The organism is Eubacterium sp. An11, from assembly GCF_002161065.1.
GTDB lineage: Bacteria > Bacillota > Clostridia > Lachnospirales > Lachnospiraceae > Anaerobutyricum > Anaerobutyricum faecale.
Map to the genome: position 1 here is coordinate 17,239 of NZ_NFLV01000017.1, position 21,087 is coordinate 38,325.

Consider the following 21,087-nt stretch of genomic DNA (forward strand, 5'->3'; position numbering starts at 1 on the left):
GGTAGATGCAGCATGGATTTTCAGGTCGGAGAAGTGATTAAAATGAAGAAGCCGCATCCCTGTGGAGCCAATGAGTGGAAGCTGCTGAGGGTAGGTATGGACTTTCGGCTGCAGTGCAGCGGCTGTGGCAGGCAAGTCATGCTTCCGCGGAAAACCGTGGAGAAAAACTTTCGCGGATATGTAAAAAAATAACTTGTTTTTGTGAAAGCTCTATGGTAGAATAGGTCATTGTAGTGTGAAAATCCTTGTTCTCCCGAGATGGGAGGACCGAGAAGACCAGAAGGAGGTGCAAGAATAACCATGAATAAGTATGAATTAGCATTGGTTGTGAATGCAAAGATCGAAGACGACGCTAGAGCCGAAGCCGTTGAGAGAGTGAAAGCTTTAATCGAAAGATTCGGTGGAGTGATTACTAACGTTGATGAATGGGGTAAGAGAAGATTAGCTTACGAAATTCAGAAGATGAGAGAGGGATATTACTATTTCATCCAATTCGATGCATCCAGTGACTGCCCGGCACAGCTTGAACAGCGTGTACGTATCATGGAGCCAGTCATCAGATATTTATGCGTTAAACAGGATGCATAACGAAGAGGAGGAATTCCATGAATAAAGTAATTTTGATGGGACGTCTGACCCGGAATCCTGATGTGAGATACTCACAGGGAGAGAAGGCGACGTGCGTAGCAAGATATACTTTAGCAGTTAACAGAAGATTCCGGAGAGAAGGCGACCAGGACGCAGACTTTATCAACTGTGTTGCATTCGGAAGACAGGGCGAGTTTGCGGAGAAGTATCTGAAACAGGGTACAAAGATTGTTATTTCCGGAAGAATTCAGACAGGCAGTTATACGAATCGTGATGGTGTCAAGGTGTATACCACAGACGTTGTTGTGGAGGAGCAGGATTTTGCTGAGAGCAAAGCTGCGGCAGCAAACTACAGCGGAGGATATCAGCAGAACAGCTATCAGGGAGCGCAGGCTCCGGCACCGGAACCACAGCCGACTATGACCAGCCGTCCGGCTCCGTCAGAAGCGGTGAGCGATGGATTCATGACAATTCCGGAAGGAATTGAAGAGGAACTGCCATTTATCTAAGGTTTGAGGAATTTAGGAGGTAATATCAAATGGCATACAGCAAAGAACGCGGCGATTCTTCCATGAGAAGAAGAGGCGGACGCAGAAGAAAAAAAGTCTGCATTTTCTGTGCAGATAAGAATAATTCAGTCATCGACTACAAGGATGTTAATAAGTTAAAGAGATACGTTTCTGAGAGAGGCAAGATTTTACCGAGAAGAATTACCGGTAACTGTGCAAAACATCAGAGAGCTCTCACTGTGGCAGTGAAGAGAGCAAGACACGTATCCTTGATGCCTTACACAGTAGAATAATGTGTCTTAGAGCATAGTATTGTCGCAGCAGTTGGGAGTACCAGTTGCTGCGATTCTTTTTAATAAAAACAGCAGTGCAACACAGCCTATATGACAAACAAACGGGAGGTTAACATGAAAAAGAAAGGAATTTTAAATGCGCAGCTGTCCTATCTCATTGCGGCACTGGGACATAAAGATTTATTTATGATTGGTGATGCCGGCATGCCGATTCCGGAAGATGTGGAAGTCGTGGATCTTGTACTTACAGCCGGGGTTCCTACCTTCAAACAGGTCATGGACGCGGTATTGGAAGAAACCTGCGTGGAAGGATATTATCTTGCCCATGAAATCAAAGAGTTCAATCCTGATCTGGAAGAATATATCAAGGATTCTCTGAAAGATGCAGAGGTCGAGTATATGCCTCATGAAGATCTGAAGAAGTTCAGCAGCAAATGCAGATTTGCCATCCGGACAGGAGAATTTTCTCCATACCCAAATGTGATTTTAAGAGCCGGAGTGGTATTCTGATATTGCATTTCTGCAAACAATCGTTACAAAACTATTAAAATACAGTTACTTTCTCTGAATGTGTTGAAAACTGCAAAAAAAAGAGTTATACTGCAAAATAACAGTAGTTTACCAGGGGAGTGCCTGCGTCATATCGGCAGGCTGTATACAGCCGAAAGAAGGGGTTCGCAGGTGCTTCCTTTTATTATTTTGTACTATGACGGTCATTTTTGGAATCGGCATATGAAGGGGGCGGCTCATGACACATTTGCAGGTGCAGAACGGAACAGAAATCCTTGATATTAATATAATAAGCGTGGACAACAGATGTGTGAGCTTTGTGGTGAACGACGATCTGTCCGTCAGCATGAAGGTGCCTGTAGGGATGAGCCGTGAGATGGCCGAGAAGTATGTCCGGATCAATGAGGACAGAATCTGGCGGGAGTATGAGTGGCGGAAAAAGCGAAATCATCAGGCTCTCCCGGTTACTCTGGAGCTGGAAGACGGGCGTATTCAGTATTACAGCGGGCTTATGCTGCCGTTTCTCGGAAATATGGATATGGAGCTGAGGGTCAAATATCTCTCTCAGGGGGAAGACACGGATTTATATGTGGAAGAGAGACCGGAGGGAGGACAGATTCTTACCATCCGGACGGATAATGTGAATCAGAGATTTTTGCGTTACTGTGTTATGCGCTATTATAAGAAATGTGCAGCGGACATTATTGGAAAGAAGACTGCAGATTTTGGAAAGAAGATGCATCTTAAGTTCAATCATGTGCAGATTGCCGGCAAGAGAAAGAATGCAAGACCAGCTCTGGCCCGGCTCAGTTATAAAAATATTGAGATCAAAGATCAGAGGACTCTATGGGGAAGCTGCAACCGGAAAAAATGTCTGAGTTTTGACTGGAGGATTATCATGCTGCCGGTGGAAATCATTGATTATATCATTGTCCATGAACTGGCGCATCTGAAAAAGATGAACCATTCGGCGTCCTTCTGGACCGAGGTGGAGAAAATCATGCCGGAATACAGGGAATGTCAGAACTGGCTGAATAAACATGGAAAAGAATACGAGATTTTTTGATTTCCGGGTAAGTTGTGTACTGACATCCATTTTATCCAATGGGTCGTAGGATCCGTGCTTTAGCTATGGGGAGTGTCAGGAAATATACAGAAAATAGCAGGGCTGTTGTGAAATCTGCCTGATATATGGGATATAATTTTTTAGAGAAGAATTCATTATATTCTGTAACAAGGCATATTTTACAGCAGCCTTTTTTTCGGAAAAAAATTTATTTTATGTAGAAAATGTATTATAATTAAAAAGAATATGCTTTGGGAAAAAAGCGGAATTTATGAGTAAAAACAGGAAGGAAAGAAAAAATGGCAATTGAGCACCCGTTTCCACCGCTGTATGACAAGGATTCCAGGATATTGATTCTGGGAAGTTTTCCTTCTGTGAAATCGCGGGAACAGAACTTTTTTTATGGACATCCACAGAATCGTTTCTGGAAGACTGTTGCCGGGGTGCTGTCAGAAGAAGTACCGCAGACTATAGAAGAAAAGAAAGATTTTCTGCACAGGAACCACATCGCTTTATGGGATGTGATTCACAGCTGTGATATTGAGGGCTCTTCGGATAGCAGCATACGAAATGTGAAGCCCAACAATCTGAGTGAGATATTTGAGAAAGCGTCCATTGAGGCTATTTACTGTAACGGCGCCAAATCTTATCAATATTATGAGAAATACCAGGAAAAACAGACGGGAAAGAAGGCAGAAAAACTGTCGTCCACCAGCCCTGCCAACGCAGCTTTTTCGCTGGAGCGTCTGAAAGAGAACTGGAAAGTGATCTGCGGCCCTCTGAAAGCGGCGCCGGAAGGTATCGGTGATATCCTTTTGAAATGGTATGATTATAATGCGAGAATTCTGCCGTGGAGAAGCGATCCCACGCCATATCATGTCTGGATTTCTGAAATCATGCTGCAACAGACACGGGTAGAAGCCGTAAAAAGATATTATGACCGGTGGATGGAGGCTTTGCCGGATGTGAAGTCTCTGGCCGAAGTGGATGACGAGAGATTGATGAAATTATGGGAAGGGCTTGGTTATTATAACCGCGCCCGGAATTTAAAGGCGGCCGCCATTACTATTATGGAAAAATACGGAGGGGAGCTGCCCGGAAATCATGAACAGCTGCTGTCGCTGAAAGGAATCGGCGAATACACGGCCGGGGCCATCGCCTCCATCGCTTTTGGACTGCCGGAACCGGCAGTGGACGGAAATGTACTTCGGGTATTTTCCCGGCTGCTGGCAGAAGACGGAGACATTACCAGGCAGGTGGTAAAGAAAAAGATCAGCCGGGAAGTTCGTCGTGTACTCCCGAAAGAAAGAGCAGGAGATTTTAATCAGGCGTTAATGGATCTTGGGTCCGCCGTATGTCTGCCTAACGGAGAGCCGTTGTGTGAACAGTGCCCCTGGGAGAGTGTATGTCAGGCTCACAAATCCGGCAGGGAGACGGAGTTTCCGGTGAAAGCCAAAAAGAAGGCAAGAAAAATAGAAGAAAAAGGCATATTTCTCATTGAGGTGGAACATGAATCTGATGGGCAGACGGAAGGCTCCTGGGATATTCTGCTCCACAAAAGGCCTGCCGGCGGCCTGCTTCCGGATTTATGGGAGTTTCCCAATAAACAGGGAAGATACACTCTGGAGAAAGCGCGGGAACAGATGATAAACTGGCTGCGCGGAACAGATTATACCATAGAAGAAATGGCCTCCCTGGGAGAAGGGAAACATATTTTTTCCCATGTGGAATGGCATATGACCGGTTATCTGTTTCGGCTGACGAAAATTACAGAAACAGAAAGAAGCGGTAGTTCGGGAACCTTTTCGGAAGTGGATACATTGAAAAAATGTATCATGGCCGGTTTTGCTGTGGAAGATGACAGTCCGGCGGACAGCCGCAAAGAGCTGCCGCAGATTCCGGAAGAGAGTGAAGACTGGATGCTGGTATCGAAGAAGAAGGCGAAGAAAGAATACGCGATACCATCAGCCTTTGAATACTACAAAAAACAGATGCAGGAATAAAACCAGAGGAAACAGACGCCGGCCTGATGCCGGTGAGCGGTACATTTTTACGGAGGTGAGCAAATGGAACAATTGATTGTGCTGGGGACAGGGAATGCATCGGTGACGAAATGTTTTAACACCTGTTTTCTGCTGCAGGACAGCAAGGGAAGGTATCTCATGGTGGATGCAGGAGGAGGAAACGGGATTTTGACTTGTCTGGAAAAAGCGCAGGTGTCCGTGAGGGATATTCATGAATTGTTCGTGACCCACAAACATACGGATCATCTGCTGGGTGTTATCTGGATCATCCGGAATGTCGGCCAGCTGATGGGAAATGGCGCCTACGAAGGAAATCTTCATATTTACTGTCATGACGAGCTGACAGAGATTATCAGAAAGATCTGTGAGATGACCCTGGTGGGAAAAATCATGAAGCTCTTTGACGACAGAATCTTCATCCACCAGGTGGAAGACGGGGAAGAACGACAGATCCTGGATTACAAAGTAAAGTTTTTCGATATACGATCCACAAAAGCAAAACAATTTGGATTTGTGACAACGCTCAATAACGGAAAACGGCTGACCTTCTGCGGGGATGAGCCTTATCAGGAACATTGTTACGATTATACTTTTCGGACGGATTATCTTCTGCATGAGGCCTTTTGCCTTTATGAACAGAGGGAGACTTTTAAACCTTATGAAAAATGTCATAGTACTGTAAAGGACGCAGCGGAGCTGGCTGACCGGCTGGAGGTGAAGAATCTTCTGCTCTGGCATACGGAGGATGATAATATCCGCCGCAGGAAATCACTGTACAAAAAAGAGGCAAAAAAGTATTTTAAGGGAACAATTTTTGTCCCATATGATGGAGAAATAATCGAATTATGAAATGAGTGTACGTGAAATGCTCATATTTCTCCACGAACGGACATTGATTTTTTTATTTTTCGGTTTTATAATAATAAAAGAATCAATATAAAATGGGGAATTATATAAAGGGTGATAAATCTATGGATATAAAATTACCGGTGCTGAAGGTGCAGATGCTGGGAGGATTGTCTTTAATGTTTGGAGAGGAGCCGATTTCTTTTTCAAGGAATACGACAACAAAGGCAATGAAGCTGCTGCAGATTCTTCTGTACTATGGAGAGAAAGGGATATCTCGTAATAAGCTGATCGAGAATCTTTATAAGGCGGAAGAACTGGCGGACGCGCCTAATAGTCTGCGAGTAACATCATACCGGCTGAAGAAAATGCTGGTAAACATGGGCTTGCCAGAGCATAATTATATCAAAATCTCAAAAGGAATTTATTACTGGAATGGGCCGATGGAGACAAAGGTAGACGTCCATGAGTTCAATCGTCTCATTCAGAAGGCGGAGGCAGAAACAGACGAGGACCGGCAGATGGGCTATCTGCGGGAGGCGTGCAACTTATATAAAGGAGAGCTGCTTCCGGGATCCTCAGAGGAAGAATGGGTGCTTATAGAGAGTGTACAGTGCAAAAAAATGTACAGCAGTGCTCTGCAGCAGCTCTGTGATTACCTGTGGGAGAAAGAAGAATATGAAGATATTCTCCGGCTCTGCGAACCGGCCTGCGCCATGTATCCTTTTGATGAGTGGCAGGCAGTCCGCATTGACTGTTTCATGGCGATGAACCGATATCAGGAAGCCATGAACGAATATGAATCAACGGCAAAGCTATTCTTTGAAGAACTGGGAATCAGTCCATCAGAGAAGATGATCGACCAGTTCAAATATATGAGTGAACGTATGAGTAATGCGCCGCAGACCATTCGTGGTATCAAGAGCCGCCTGCGGGAAGAAGAGATTGAGGCAGGAGCCTTCTATATGACGCTTCCGAGATTCAGAGACAGTTACCGGCTGGTGCGCCGTATCATGGAGAGAAACGGGCAGTCCGTATATCTGATGCTTTGTTCCCTGGTGGATGGCAAGGGAGCCCCTCTGGAAGATCCGGAGAAGCTTGGTACTATGTCGGAAGAGTTGATGTCTGCCATCAAGCATTGCTTACGTAAGGGAGATTCTTTTACACGCTATAATCCAAGCCAGTTCCTTATTCTTCTTGTGGGAACCAATAAGGAGAACTGTGGATTGATCTTTGACCGGATTGAGCGATATTTCTCCAGAGAGCACAAATCCTGGAAGAAACATCTTGAGTTCTACATTACGTCTCTTGCTGACGCGGATAAAGACAGCGCGCAGATTGTATTTCAGAAAAACGGAATCCGCTGGGAGGCATAATCATTCTAGAAGAGGGAGACAAATATGGAAAAATATCCTATCAATATATCTGCTCCTAATCTGGTTAATGTCTGTGTAGATGAAAGCCTGGACGGGGAAATAGCCGGCAGACTGTATCATTGTTATCAGAAAGGCCCGCTGACGTTTTCCAATCTCGTGCAGCTACTCAGGACAATGGAAAAATTCTTTGATGATATACAGTTTCCACAGTCCTCAACCCGAAGCCGCAGCTTTTACGCATCAGATACACAGAATAGGGAGAAAAAACAAAGAGTGACAGATCAGAATGACATCGTAAGCCAGAGGGGGAAAAAGGGGACCTTCATTATTACTGTAAAGTTCCGGCAGAATTCCACCTGGCAGGGCGAGCTGTTCTGGATGGAGAGAGGAGAAAAACAGAAATTCTCCAGTACTCTGGATCTCATTAAAATCATCGACGGAGATCTGACATTAACTGAAATAGAAACAAGCACCATGGATGATTACGTGGTGGGAAAATAAAGCAGACGGGCGAAAGAGACGCGGCACGGTAATCTTTTGCGCGTCTGTTTCTTTTTATAAAGTGTTATCCCTGCCATGTTGACATGGTAAGTGTTCTATCAGCCGTGTAACATGGGTAATTCTGGCAGAATGGCTCCGAAGCTGTAAATCAAAATAATCCTGCCTCTTCCCCTGGCGCTTCTGCTCCTCGATCATCATATCCATTTTGTCATTCAGAGAACCGTAGCCTTCCACGAGAATATTAATCTTATGCTGGACATTATTCTCAAGTTCAAGATTGATTTTGACGATGTCCTGTTTCGTGTTGGAGATATCCTGCTGCATGTTGGAAACTTCCTGCTTCACGTTGGAGATATCCTGCTGCATGTTGGAAACTTCCTGCTTCACCTTGGAGATATCCTGCTGCATGTTGGAAACTTCCTGCTTCACGTCGGAGATATCCTGCTGCATGTTGGAAACTTCCTGCTTCACGTCGGAGATATCCTGTTGCATGCAGATGATCTCCTGTTTCATGCCGGAGATCTCTTGTTTCATGTCGGAGATCTCCTGTTTCATGCTGGAGATCTCTTGTTTCATGCCGGAGATCTCTTGTTTCATGTCGGCAATGTCTTGCTGCATAGGGCCAATCTTGGCGACTTCGACCTGAAGCTGTTCAATAGCCTGCTGCATAGGACCGATCTTGGCAACTTCGACCTGAAGCTGTTCAATGGCTTCCTGCATAGGACCAATCTTGGCCACCTCGACTTGAAGCTGTTCAATGGCCTGCTGCATAGGACCAATCTTGGAAACCTCATCCTGAAGCTGCTTGATATCCTGCTGCATGTTGGAAACTTCCTGCTGCATGTCAGAAATCCCCTGCTGTATATGGGCGATATCCTGCCTCGTGTCTTCAATATGGCTGATTACAGGTATCATAGCCTGATTGACTATATCGGCAATCATAGTATAATCACGTTGTTCTAACATTTATGTACCTCCCGCAATACATATATCATAGTTTACTGCTGCTATTAGAATATAATCTGTGGTTATTTACGAAGGAGATATCTGATGTATGTTTACTGATAGTATACAACAACTGAAATGTAAATGCAATACTAAAATGTAAAAAAATGTAAAAACAAGACAGAGAAGAAAAAGTGCATTTTGGGGAAGATTATACCTTTACATGCATCTCTTTCCAGATAATTTCTTTAATCTTTTCAATACTCATATCTGTAATAGAGGAAATGTTTTCCACGGTAAAACCCTGCTGGAAAGACCGAAGAATAATATTAACTAAAGTTTCTTCACTTCCGGCAATATATCCCTCTTCCTTCCCAATCTTAATTCCATACTCTTTCACACCCTGGCTTAAATTACACATCGCATTCACTTCCTTTCTGAATGTATCGATCATATCTGTGTCGTAGAAATCCTGTCCAATACCATATTCTTCCCGTAGAATCTTGAACTTCTGCATCTTAGTGAGCACTGGGGAGAACAGCACCCGCAGCAGACGGTGGAGACCGCGCTTGGCCGGCAGGTAAAGGTAAAAAAGCACATCGAAGAAAATCTTTCCCTCGCAAAGTTCGCTGTTCTCTGTATTAAGGCCGACGATGCGTGCCCCGGCTGTATCTGTGGCCGCGTTGGTCGTACTGCGCTTCTATGTCGCTGACTCCGGTCATGGGTTTATGTTCATAACTCTCATCTGTGTGGTCGCGTGGCGCATTGGTTACCGCCACGGCTGATCATGTCTCAGATTCACTCTTATGGTATCTTTGCTTTTTATCATTGGCTGCCTGTGTGTCAAAAGAAGACTCTGTGAACAAAGGCAACTCCTTCCTGAAAATGATAAATTGGGTCGTTAAGAATCACAACATATATCACATGAAATACGTTTAGAAAGTATATTTTTACTATACATCAATTTCAGACGAAAATCAACACATTTCTGTAAAAAAATGTAAAAAATATAGGAAATGTAACGCTGACAGGCTGTTAATCTCATGCCTCGTCCAAAACATTACATTTACTAAAATAATCAGGTGACAAAAATATTACAAAATTACGAAAATTAAGCGTACAAAAAGTTTTCAAAATGGCGTTAATGTAATGTTTCCTGTAATGCCCTCATTAGTATAATAACCTCATGATAAGCATAAACCCTGATGGATTCTATGCGAGAAGGGAAAAACCCGGAGACCAGAGATTCATGACAAATGAATGAAATTGCCCAGAAAGGAGTGCCAGAATGTGAAAACAAAGGATTACAAAAAAGACCAGACATTCATTTTAAAGATTCTGGACAGGCAAAACAGTACGTGGCAGGGAAGTATTCTCTGGGTCGAACAGCAGAACGAGCAGTATTTCCGAAGCGCACTGGAAATGCTGAAATTAATAGATGAAGCTTTGGTTCAGAACGACGAAAAAACAGGAGGAGACAGCCATGAAGAGTAAAATGAGAAAAAAATTAATAGCGTTCATGCTTTGCATGGTTTTGGTTATCTGTAACAGCGTGTCCATACTAGCGGATACACCGGCAGTGGAGACAACCACTGCGGAAAAACAGGTAAAAGAGACCCAATCGACAAAGGATGAAAGTGCGTCTGAGGAAGACAAGACCACGGAAAGCAAGGAAGATACGTCGAAGCAATCCGATAAGGAAACGGCTCCGGAGACGAAGACCACCGAGAAAAAGGAAGAAACTACGGAAGCCACCACGGAGAAAAAAGAGGAGTCTACCACTGAGGCAACCACAAAAGCCAAAGAAGAGACTACAACTGCCGATAAGAAAGAAACAACCACGACAGAAGAAGGTAAAGAAACCTCGGAAGCTTCTGATAAAAAGAGTACAGAAGAAGAGAAAAGTACAGAGATTAAAGACGAAGAAAATGCTGTAACAGAGCTTACATATGAAAATGATGATGTTATCGTTACAGTCAGCGAAGTGGCAGAGGGAGCTATCCCAGAAGGCGCAGAGTTGAAGGTTGTGCCAATCCTTAAAGATGATACAGAAACACAGGCACAGTATACAGAAGTAGAACAGAAAATACAGGAAAAAGCTGCCGAAACTGAGACAGAGATCAAAGGTTTCTTGGCTTACGATATTACTTTCGTGGACGAAGACGGCAATGAAATCGAGCCGAACAGCGAAGTAAAAGTGTCCATGGAATATCGAAAGGCTGCAATTCCGGCGGAACTCAGTGAAGAGGATGCAAAGAATACGGAAGTATCCGTAATGCATCTGGAAGAGGACGCTGATGGAAATGTATCTCAGGTTGTGGATATGGGAGAAGCTGGCAAGATTGATACACTGGAGACCACCGATGCGAAACAGGTGGAGAAAGTGGAAGTGAAGACGGAGAGTTTCTCGACATTTACTATATATTGGGGCTATTATGGCTATCTTGCAGTTCAAGTAGTGGATAGTAGCGGAAATTCGATAGGAAGCGATGATGATACTAGTTTATGGTCTACTGAGGCTAGAACTGTCGCAGAAATTGCAGAGGAAATTAATGTGCCGGAGGGATATATCTTTTCAGAAGCAAAGATAGGTGGGAATTTTAATAGCGCAAATACAGAAGTAGCTCGAATAAGGTATAACTCTGATAGGTGGAGAAATGAGTATAGTACAAAGAGTTTAGGTAATAATAATTGGCAGTCAATAGGATATCAAACTATTTATTTTATCTACACCTACCAAGCCTCTGATCTTGGCACAATCAATACCGTGGACAGCAAATCTGCTGGTATAACCCTGAATTTATTTGATTATTCCACAGGAACGAATTATACCGGAGGTATTAATTCGGGAAAAGACTTTAAGTTCACTAATGGAAGTTCAGAAACAAATACAGATGTAAATACGTATCATTCAGGTGGAGGCGAAAACGCTGTATTTGACGGCATATTTGAAAAAAATATGGCAAAGAGTGGAGATGACTATACATATCCGCTTTTCAATGATTCGTATAATGGTGGACAAGATGCATCTTATCTTTTTGCTCCGACAGATGGAACAGGTAAAGTTGCCTATCCGAACGTGAATCATTTATTTACCAAAGATAGTGATGGTTATTATAGGTACGATAGTAGCAAAAACTTTGCTTACTATAATAAATCAGGTGGTAACGCCGGCAATTTTACTGTGTATGATGTGCCGGCAGCGCCAAATGGAACAGAAGACGTATACATGAAGGGAAGTTTCTTCCCGTTTAATGTACTGGCTAATAATAGCACTATAAAAGATACAACTACTGGATTGAGAGATTTTACAACAGGTGAGGGAGGAACCCAAAAAAATACTCACTTTGGTATGACGATGAGTGCTTCATTTGTTCAGCCAGCAGAAGGTAAAGTCAATGGCCAGAATATGGTTTTTAATTTTAATGGTGACGATGACGTATGGGTATTTATCGATGGTGTGTTGGTATTAGATATTGGTGGTATTCATGATGCTTTGGATGGAAGTATTGATTTCAATACAGGAAAGGTAACGGTAACAGGTCAGCCTGAAACGACTCTTAAAGCGTTGTTTGAAGCTGCAAACAGAGATACAAATACTGGATTTAATGGAAATACCTTTGCTGATTATACGGACCATACTATTAATTTCTATTATTTAGAAAGAGGTGAAGGTACTTCGAACTGCAAGCTGGAGTTCAATATTCAGACGGTACCCACTGATAAAGTTATTGTTGAAAAACAATTAGGTATAGCAGGTCTTACCACTGATGATAAGTTTACATTTAAGGCGGAAACCAGCGCAAATGGAAAAAACTGGACAGCACTTAAGGAAGGAACTTCATTTATTATTAATAATACAGATGGTACAGGTTCCACGTCAGGAACAATAGGAAGTAACGGGGAATTTACACTTGAACCAGGACAACGTGCTGAGTTTAGTGACATTACGGCTGGTACGTATTTCCGAGTTTTTGAAACTCGAAATAGTGAATACAACACGAGTATTCAAGTGTATGGACAAGACTATGTAATTGACAATGATAATTTAAGCGGCCAGCTTATAGTAAGAGAAGGGGTCAATCAGATTGTTTTTGTCAATACGCCGAATAGTTCTTCGCAGTTATTGAATAAGAATAAAACAGCAAAAGTAGAGGATTATGAGAATCGTGTGTATAAAGTAGATTTAAGCGCCGGAGCCATTGGTTCAACTGCAGGTAGTGAAGGAGAAAGTGCAAGTATTGTACTTTGCCTAGATGCAAGTAGTTCATTGGGAAGTGCTTTTGATGATGTACAAGACGCAGCGAAAGATTTTATAGCTGTAGCGGCAAATAAAGTTTCTGGAGTGAATAGTGGAAATATTGAAATTGCTGTTGTGTGGTATCAAGGGACACAGGGATCTTCTACAGATAAAACATCTTCCAGTGGATTCAAAGATGTGAAGCAAAATGCTGGGGATTTAAATGATTTTATTGATAGTAAAAAGTCTCCATCTGGTGGAACGCCTATGGGTGATGCTTTGGATAAAGCAGAATCACTTTTGAAGAATAATGCACAATATTCTAATAAGTATGTTTTGCTTTTTACAGATGGATTGCCAGGGTATAATAGTAGTGATAATTCATTTAATTGTATGGTGGCGAATGATGCTTATAATCATGCTTCCAGTATGAAAAATGCAGGGACAATAATATATACGGTAGGATATGGTAGTGGACTAGACGGAGAGTTATTTTGGACGCCTGGTCATTCCGCTAACACACAGTATGGTCATGGGAAACATGACACTGAGACAAGTGGCGAAAATTTCCTCAGCCAATATATCGCTAGTGAAAATTGTGCTTTTATTACTGATGATATAACAGAATTAAGTGAAATATTTACAAACATCGCCGGTAGCGTTGGTTCTAACGTAACTATGGACGTAGAAAACATCAAGGACGTTGTCGATGAAAGATTTAATTTGCTTGTGCCGACTACGGAAAATGATTCAGAAAGAATTTGGCAAGACACGGAGACCCAGACTTGGTATCGTATAGCAAAAGCTAGTGATATTATCACAGATTCCGAAGGTAATAGCGGAACGGTTACTTATGATGAAAATACTAGGAGCTACACTATCACATGGAGTAAAGTCACTATTCCAAACGTTAATGATGATGACGGCTGGTCAGCTTCTTTCTACGTAAAAGCAAAAGAAGATTTTATCGGCGGAAATATGATTCCTACCAATGGCTCTGAATCTGGAATTTACGTTACAGATGATGATGTGGTTAAATTTCCGATGCCAACTGTTAACGTGAAGCTTTTAACTCTTCATAGTGAGAATAAGGAAGTTACATATTTTAAAGGAGAAACCGTTACTCCGCAGAATTTTATTCAAGAACTCTTGAATACAGCGGAAGTTGTTGAATTAGTGAATGACAGTACAGATGAAAAAGTTACGATATCAGTTTCTGACTTGGTGGGTACACTGACAGATGGACAGTTAACTTCTTTAATTACTGGAAATTCTGTTAATGTAGATTATAAATATGGTACTACTAATGATATTGTCGGAAAATTTACATTACAGTTTGCTGTACAGAATAATAAAGGACAGTTAGCGGCACATCGTTTAGATCAGTCTGGCAATGCCGTAGAACGATATGTTTTAACTGTTACTTATACGGCAAAAAGTCTAGATGAGAGACAATCCATTACAACAGGTAAAGGATTGAGTACGCCGGGGGCTGATGCTGGTACAGTAGTAACAAATAATATATCTACAAATTCGGTATATACAGTTAATGTTGTAGCTGGTTCTATGACGGTAAGAAAAACGCTTTCAGTAGCTGATTTGAGAGCTGCGTTAGAGGCTTCAGATGATAAAAAAATACAGTTTACATTTACTATTAATGGTACTGATCGTTATAATCCGGATCAGCCATATCTAAGGGGGGTAACTATTACATTTGACGAAAGCGATTTGGAGAAGATCGATTCAAATGCAACAGAAATTACCAAGGAAGCAACAGTAGTTTCAGATTTGGCGCAGGACATTTATACAGTAAGTGAAAATTCTGTAAATGGATTTGAGGCGCAAAGTGTTGTAGCAGGAGGACTAGAAGCAAACGGAAATCCGATTATAGAAACAAAGATCAATGATACTAATAAAACTGCTAATTTGTATGTAGGTCTTCCAAAAGCTGAAGCAACAGGAACGGCATATCTTGGATATAGAGATGGTGTAGTTATATTTACAAATAGTAAAGTGATAGCAAATTGGCAGATTGTAAAAGTAAGCAGTACTGGTCATGAAGTGAAACTTGGCGGAGCAGAGTTTGAACTTGTTTCTACAAGCGCTTCAGATAAAAAATACACTGGTACATCAGCAGAAGAAACAGGAATTATTATCTGGAAAGAGAATGGAGTATTAGTAAATAAAATTGATGCTGGTACTTATACATTATCAGAGAAAAGCGCCCCAAGTGGATATAAGCGTAGTACTTTAGAGTGGACAGTAGAGATTACTTCTTCGGGAGCTTTGAAATCTATTGAAGCTAAAGATGGGACTCCAATGGAAACAGATGTTGCAGCAAATGGTCTAGTATCTTATTTCTATGAAAATGAAGTGGTCTATGACCTCCCATCCGCCGGCGGCCCGGGCATCTATTGGTATACACTCAGCGGAACCCTCCTTATGGCAGGAGCAGCGCTGATAGTATATAGACAAAAACGTAAACGGGAGGTGCTGCTGAGAAAATAATGAACACGATTTTTTCAGCGGCTCCCCCGGGAGCCGCTAGGATGAAAACAAAACATCATAGCAATCAATAACAACAAAGGGGACAATCCCCGGAAAAGGAGATGTATTATGAAGAGAATGAAAAAATTATTTGCCTTGTTAATGACATTGGCGATGGTTATGGGATTAGGCATAACTGGGTTTGCGGCTGATACTACAAATGCAAGTATTATAATTAATGATATTGATGATGCAACTGTGAAATATATCCAGATTGTAGAACCGGATACTTCCTCTTCAACTGGATGGAAGTTATCTGATAGTTATGCAAGTGTGATTACTGGTGCAAATGTAACTTTGCAAGATATTATTGATGCAACAGCAGATAATCAAGACCCTGGGGAAATTAATACAGATGGAAAATTAGGTGCTGCATTAGAAGCATTAAGAGAAACTGTTTTAAAGAATGGTACTCCCGTGACAGGTAATACTATAAACAATATTACTAGCGCAGGTATATATCTTATCATTCCTGAAAAGACTGGTTGGACTTATGCACCTACATTAGCGTATGTTCCTGTTAATTCAACGGAGACTGTACAAGCTTATGTAAAGGGTGCTCCAGATCAGATTCAGAAATCTATTGAACAACAATCAGTAGGGAAAGATGGAATTGTAAAATATACTGTAACGGTGAAGTATCCATTTATTTCTCCAAATTATACAAATGCTTCTTTTACAATTTCTGATGAATTAACAAATGGAAAATTAGTGGTAGATTCTAACCATCTTTTTAGTGTTAAAGTGGGAAATAATGATTTAGATTATACTATTGTAGATAATAAAGCACCTGTAAATAATGCTACTGAATATAGTATTAAAATATCTCAGTATGATTCATCCAAAGCGGGTCAGACGATTACAATAACTTATTTTGCACAGTATACAGGAAATGAATCGGCAGCATTGTCCAATGAGGTTAAATCCTCTTTAAAACTGACTCCAAATGGTACTTCAACTGAGACAGATACTAAAGTCATTATCCATCCATCTAAAGCTACAATTAAAAAATACGATGTAAATAACGAAGAAACGGTATTGAAAGATGCAGAATTCCAGATTTATGAATATGATGGAACGAATGAGAATCTTGGAAAAGGAACATTAGTTGATACAAAACAAACAAATGAAAACGGTGAATTGGTATTTTATAATCTGGATGCAACTAAACATTATTACATTGTAGAAACTAAGGCACCGAGCGGATATAAAGTAGACAGTACACCTAAAGCATTAACAGATGCAGAGATTACTCAACAGCCAGATAGAACAGAACCAGATGGAACCAAGGTAATTGAGTATAAATGTACAGATTTTGGTGGTGGCATAGTTAAGGTTCCAAACACAACAATGTCCGCTCTTCCATCCACCGGTGGCATGGGTACAACTCTCTTCACCATCGCGGGTTGTGTCATCATGATCTCCGCAGCTGGTTTATTCTTCGCAACACGTAAGAAAGCCAACTAATTATTCGGTGAAGAACTGAAAAGTCAATCAAGGAAATAACAAGTTACATAAAGTAATCAGTTATTGACACAAACCACAAGCCGGGGTGGAACTCCCACCTCGGCTTATCATAAGAAAAGGCAGAAAGCCAGCCGCTTTAAAGTTTTTTCACGAGCAACACTTGCCAGCCACCATAAAAGAGATTCCCGGTTTGCTGGTGTCAGATTCAAGCATTCCCTGTTCGGGGAAAACAAAACATTTGTATCGTCCGACGACGACTGTGAGGACAGTCGCTGGGAAAGAAGAGATGATGCATAGTACAACATAACATAATAATAGAAGAAACGGCTGTCTGAAGTGGAAGAGAAGACACAGATAAAAAGGTTTTTCTGTCAAGATATCATGACATTTGGAAGCCGTTCAATATAAAAATTTTATAAGACACCCATCAACCGCCATAAGTAGTAGTCCAGTTTGCTGGTGTCAGATTCAAGAATCCCTTATTCGGGGAAACAAAACATTTGTATCGTCCGACGACGACTGTGAAGACAGCCGCCGGGAAAGAAGAGACGATACATAATATAAAAGAAACGGCTGTCTGAGGTGGAGGAGGAAGACATATACAAAAGGCTGTTTTTCTACGGAGATATCTTTTGAGTGAAATTAACCATACCAAAGTTACAACAATAAGGAGAGGTCGGATGAAAAAGAAATTAAACATCATAGTAATTGCAGTATTATTTTTAGCCGGGTTGTCCGTATTGCTGTATCCTTTCGTTGCCAACCAGTGGAACAGTTACCGGCAGAGCCGTTTGATGAGCAGTTATGAGGAAGGAGTGGCGGAGAAGGACGCCAATGGAGAGATTGATTATGAGGCAGAGTGGGCGAGGGCGAGAGCTTATAATGACGCGCTGATGCCGATGATCCTTCCCGATTCTTTCGCTGTAGCGGAGGCTTCGGACAGAGATGAAGAGTATATGAACTGCCTCAATATCAATGGTGATGAGATCATGGGGATCGTGGAGATCCCGAAAATTGATGTGGAGCTTCCGATTTATCATACCACCGATAAGGAAGTGCTGGAGATCGGGGCAGGGCATCTGGAAGGAAGTTCCCTGCCGGTGGGAGGCGAGAGCACCCATACGGTTATCTCCGCCCACAGAGGTCTGCCAAGTGCTACATTGTTTACGGATTTGGATCAACTGGAAGAAGGAGACCATTTCCTTCTGCATATTTTAGATGACACCCTTTGTTATGAGGTGGATCAAATCAACGTGGTGGAGCCGGATCAGACGGAATCGCTGTCTGTGGTGGAAGGCGAAGATCTGGCGACGCTGCTTACCTGTACCCCTTACGGGGTGAACACCCAGCGTTTGCTGGTGCGGGGACATCGGGTGCCGTATGACGCGGACGTGGTGGCAGATGAGGCTTCCAACTCACTATTTGGAAACAGCCTCCATACCAACTACATTTTATGGGTGGCTGTGGGCCTGGTGCTTACCGGTGCATTTATTGCCGTATTGGTTCTGCGGGACAGATATCTGAGAAAACACCCGGAGAAGAGAAGGAAACATGACAGGAGTAAGCGGGATGAGGAGCAGTCATGAGAAGAAAGGTTTTTACGATTTTGTTTGCTCTGTTATTTCTGGCCGGATTTGGGATACTGGCCTATCCGACCATTTCCAACCAGTGGAATAATTACCGGCAGAGCAGGCTGATCAGTAATTATAAAAATATCACAGAAAATACAGATACTGAGGATTTCGACAGGGAATGGGAAAGGGCAAAGGAATATAACGACAGTATCACTGTCAATCAGCCCATGAGTGCCGATGTGTTCAGCGAAGGCGGGCAGGAGGATAAAAGCTCCGAATACTGGAACGTGCTCAACATCGCAGGTGACGGCATGATGGGCTACCTTTCCATCCCAAAAATAAATGTGGAACTGGCCATTTACCATGGCACGTCCGATGAGGTGCTTCAGACCGGGATTGGACACATCGAGGGGACAAAGCTCCCCATCGGCGGAGAGAGTAATCATACCGTCCTGGCGGCCCACCGGGGACTGCCCAGCGCCCGGCTGTTTACAGATCTGGATCAGCTGGAAGAGGGAGATGAGTTCTATATCCACATCCTGGATGAGACTCTGGCCTATCAGGTGGATCAGATCCTTCCCATGGTAGATAAGGATGATACCGAGGCGCTCAGTGAAGCGCTTGCCATTGAGGATGGTCAGGATTATGTTACATTATTTACCTGCACGCCTTATGGCGTCAATACCCACCGGCTGTTGGTGCGGGGCACACGGGTCGAGTATCATGAAGAAGAGACAGCGGAGACGCCGGTGGATACCGCAAAGAACCTGTTGCAGGATTACTACATGTTCTTCCTGATCGGCGGCGTGTGTGTGACAGGTATCGTGATTGTGGTCATTCGAATCTGTCTGAACAGAAAGAGAAAGAAATAAATGTTTTTATAGAAATGTATTTGCGGATAATCCGTAATTCAGGAAAATAAGGGAAAACCCATAGAGAATCAAAGGAGGCGTATTATGAAAGAAATAATGCATAAGATGAGAAAATGCGGCATAATTATGACATTTCTGTTTGCTTTCACCTTGCTGTTTGGAATGGGATCTGATGCACAGGCAGCGGACGGTGCCGGGGAAGCGTATGATGCGGGTACAAAGGGAAGCATCACGGTAACTCTTCCGGATCTGACAGGAGCAGATAAAGAGGGGGTACAGGTTAACCTTTATAAAGTAGGTGATCTGGATACCAGTAAAGGTTATCTTGACTTTTCTCTGGTGGAGGCGCTGAAAGACGTGAATGTGGATCTCAATGATATCACAACAGAGCAGGCCAATGCGGATGTGGCGGAGGCTCTGGCGACTGCGGTACAAGACAGAGAGATTGGAACCACAGATAGTCTCTGGACGAACGCGGACGGCGTGGTAAAGTTTGAGAATCTGGAACAGGGTATGTATCTGATCACACAGGGAAATTCCAATGCTTACGGTATTTTCGGAGCTTCCGTAGTACCGGTGCCATATGCCAATGAGACAAGCTGGAATTATGATGTGAGTATTTCACCGAAAGCGGACCCGGTAACGACTCTTGGACGTATTGATGTGACCAAGACCGTGAAGAGTGTGGACGGCGATGGCAATCTGCAGGGCAATATAACTGCAGTGGACGCTACCTATTATATCGGTCTGTTCCTGGATGCAGCGGGAACACAGCCGTATCGTGGTGCGGGAAACAGTGTGAAGGCAGTGCACATCATGGATGGAAACAGCGCGACCATCAGTTTTGATAATATCCCGATCACAGACCAGAAATACTATGTTTTTGAGACCACTGCGGATGGAGAGCCGATTGCTTATCTGGAGCCGCAGGGTACGGAGAATCCGTTCTACTGTATGGCCGGTGAGGATATCCTGGCAGAAGGAAAAGATACGGCTCCGATCATTTCTCTGGAGGATGAAACAGACCATATCGGAAGCACTGTGATCAGCAACGTATACACAGACGGACTGCCGGAAGGTTTTTATTATACCGGCGACATCACCATCTCCAAGAGCGTGATGAATGAAGGCAATATGATCACTACGGAAGACACTTTCTATGCTGGTATCTTTACTCTGGATGCCCAGGGAAATATCAGCAGCACGCCGGTCGAGGTTGTGAAGCTGAATAATAACGGCACAGTGACAGTTACAGTGCCTTTAGGCGGTACCAACGGCACGGAGCCTATCACCTATGCGGTGAGAGAGACAAACGAGAAAGGCGTTCCGGTCAGCCAGGACAGCAGTTTCCTTTATACCGTTACAGGTGAAGGAAATGTAAATCTTTCCATGAATCAGAACACGGCTTCTGTGGCTATCGTCAATACCCTTGGCGGTGGTGACGGCTATTATCAGGAAGAGCCATCCACACAGGAGCCGGCGGCAGCCAATCCGGGCAGTGGCAATGGAAACAATGGCAACAGCAGCAGTGGCAGTGGAAGCTCCGGTTCCGGAAGCAGCAGCCGAAGTTCCAGTTCTGCAAAGACCGGCGATAATAACCAGATTCTGTTGTACGCAGGTCTCCTGGCAGCAGCAGTGGTTGTAGGCGGCGTGGTCGTTGTCAGAAGAAGAAGACGGAACGGATAACATAATACAGCCCAATGACGCGATGTCATTTGATATGACATTG

At 43.0% G+C, this 21,087-nt stretch carries 18 protein-coding genes; 16 read left to right on the plus strand and 2 right to left on the minus strand.

All coding sequences use genetic code 11. The features are described 5' to 3' along the window. The first annotated feature begins 12 nt into the window (after positions 1-12). From B5E53_RS12455 to B5E53_RS12500, 10 genes are all read left to right on the plus strand, one after another. Entirely contained in the window at positions 13-192 is a 180-nt protein-coding gene (locus B5E53_RS12455) for a DUF951 domain-containing protein (protein ID WP_087315524.1), read from the plus strand. 108 nt (positions 193-300) lie between these two features. Continuing rightward, positions 301-588, plus strand: coding sequence for a 30S ribosomal protein S6 (rpsF, locus tag B5E53_RS12460; RefSeq protein ID WP_087315526.1), 288 nt, complete (start codon positions 301-303; stop codon positions 586-588). Between the two features lie 17 nt (positions 589-605). Beyond that, the gene (gene ssb / locus B5E53_RS12465) at positions 606-1,097 is read left to right on the plus strand and encodes a single-stranded DNA-binding protein (RefSeq protein WP_087315528.1); all 492 of its coding nucleotides are present in this window, start codon (positions 606-608) and stop codon (positions 1,095-1,097) included. A 29-nt stretch (positions 1,098-1,126) separates the two neighbouring features. After that, a complete protein-coding gene (rpsR, locus tag B5E53_RS12470; protein ID WP_087315530.1) occupies positions 1,127-1,390 on the plus strand; it encodes a 30S ribosomal protein S18 in 264 nt (87 codons plus the stop codon). 114 nt (positions 1,391-1,504) lie between these two features. After that, positions 1,505-1,900, plus strand: coding sequence for a D-ribose pyranase (gene rbsD / locus B5E53_RS12475; RefSeq protein ID WP_087315532.1), 396 nt, complete (start codon positions 1,505-1,507; stop codon positions 1,898-1,900). 238 nt (positions 1,901-2,138) lie between these two features. Next, on the plus strand, positions 2,139-2,966 hold the full coding sequence (locus B5E53_RS12480; protein WP_087315534.1) for a SprT family zinc-dependent metalloprotease: 828 nt from the start codon (positions 2,139-2,141) through the stop codon (positions 2,964-2,966). A 299-nt stretch (positions 2,967-3,265) separates the two neighbouring features. Further along, a complete protein-coding gene (gene mutY, locus B5E53_RS12485) occupies positions 3,266-4,969 on the plus strand; it encodes an A/G-specific adenine glycosylase (RefSeq protein ID WP_087315536.1) in 1,704 nt (567 codons plus the stop codon). A gap of 63 nt (positions 4,970-5,032) precedes the next feature. Beyond that, a complete protein-coding gene (locus B5E53_RS12490; protein ID WP_087315538.1) occupies positions 5,033-5,839 on the plus strand; it encodes an MBL fold metallo-hydrolase in 807 nt (268 codons plus the stop codon). A gap of 122 nt (positions 5,840-5,961) precedes the next feature. Then, positions 5,962-7,212, plus strand: coding sequence for a BTAD domain-containing putative transcriptional regulator (locus B5E53_RS12495; RefSeq protein WP_087315613.1), 1,251 nt, complete (start codon positions 5,962-5,964; stop codon positions 7,210-7,212). Between the two features lie 24 nt (positions 7,213-7,236). Next, positions 7,237-7,713, plus strand: a complete 477-nt coding sequence (locus B5E53_RS12500; RefSeq protein ID WP_087315540.1) for a hypothetical protein — start codon at positions 7,237-7,239, stop codon at positions 7,711-7,713. A gap of 54 nt (positions 7,714-7,767) precedes the next feature. Here B5E53_RS12500 and B5E53_RS12505 read toward each other — a convergent pair whose 3' ends face one another. Together B5E53_RS12505 and B5E53_RS12510 are read right to left on the minus strand one after the other, a co-directional pair. Then, on the minus strand, positions 7,768-8,679 hold the full coding sequence (locus B5E53_RS12505) for a hypothetical protein (protein WP_087315542.1): 912 nt from the start codon (positions 8,677-8,679) through the stop codon (positions 7,768-7,770). 190 nt (positions 8,680-8,869) lie between these two features. Next, entirely contained in the window at positions 8,870-9,256 is a 387-nt protein-coding gene (locus tag B5E53_RS12510; protein ID WP_087315545.1) for a hypothetical protein, read from the minus strand. 692 nt (positions 9,257-9,948) lie between these two features. Between B5E53_RS12510 and B5E53_RS12515 the strand changes: the two genes are divergently transcribed. The 6 genes from B5E53_RS12515 to B5E53_RS12540 all read left to right on the plus strand — a co-directional run bounded on the left by B5E53_RS12515 (position 9,949) and on the right by B5E53_RS12540 (position 21,044). Further along, positions 9,949-10,152 carry a hypothetical protein gene (locus tag B5E53_RS12515; RefSeq protein WP_242963697.1) on the plus strand — a complete coding sequence of 68 codons (204 nt, stop codon included), beginning with the start codon at positions 9,949-9,951 and terminating at the stop codon, positions 10,150-10,152. Next, entirely contained in the window at positions 10,142-15,406 is a 5,265-nt protein-coding gene (locus B5E53_RS12520) for a fibro-slime domain-containing protein (RefSeq protein ID WP_162611909.1), read from the plus strand. Before B5E53_RS12515 ends, B5E53_RS12520 begins: the two co-directional genes overlap by 11 nt. Before the next feature lie 108 nt (positions 15,407-15,514). Next, the gene (locus tag B5E53_RS12525; RefSeq protein ID WP_087315552.1) at positions 15,515-16,912 is read left to right on the plus strand and encodes a SpaH/EbpB family LPXTG-anchored major pilin; all 1,398 of its coding nucleotides are present in this window, start codon (positions 15,515-15,517) and stop codon (positions 16,910-16,912) included. 680 nt (positions 16,913-17,592) lie between these two features. Continuing rightward, positions 17,593-18,498 carry a class C sortase gene (locus B5E53_RS12530; protein WP_087315554.1) on the plus strand — a complete coding sequence of 302 codons (906 nt, stop codon included), beginning with the start codon at positions 17,593-17,595 and terminating at the stop codon, positions 18,496-18,498. Next, positions 18,495-19,358, plus strand: a complete 864-nt coding sequence (locus B5E53_RS12535) for a class C sortase (protein ID WP_087315556.1) — start codon at positions 18,495-18,497, stop codon at positions 19,356-19,358. The genes B5E53_RS12530 and B5E53_RS12535 overlap by 4 nt, the downstream gene beginning before the upstream one ends. 84 nt (positions 19,359-19,442) lie before the next feature. Then, on the plus strand, positions 19,443-21,044 hold the full coding sequence (locus B5E53_RS12540; protein ID WP_087315558.1) for an LPXTG cell wall anchor domain-containing protein: 1,602 nt from the start codon (positions 19,443-19,445) through the stop codon (positions 21,042-21,044). The last annotated feature ends 43 nt before the right edge of the window (positions 21,045-21,087 follow it).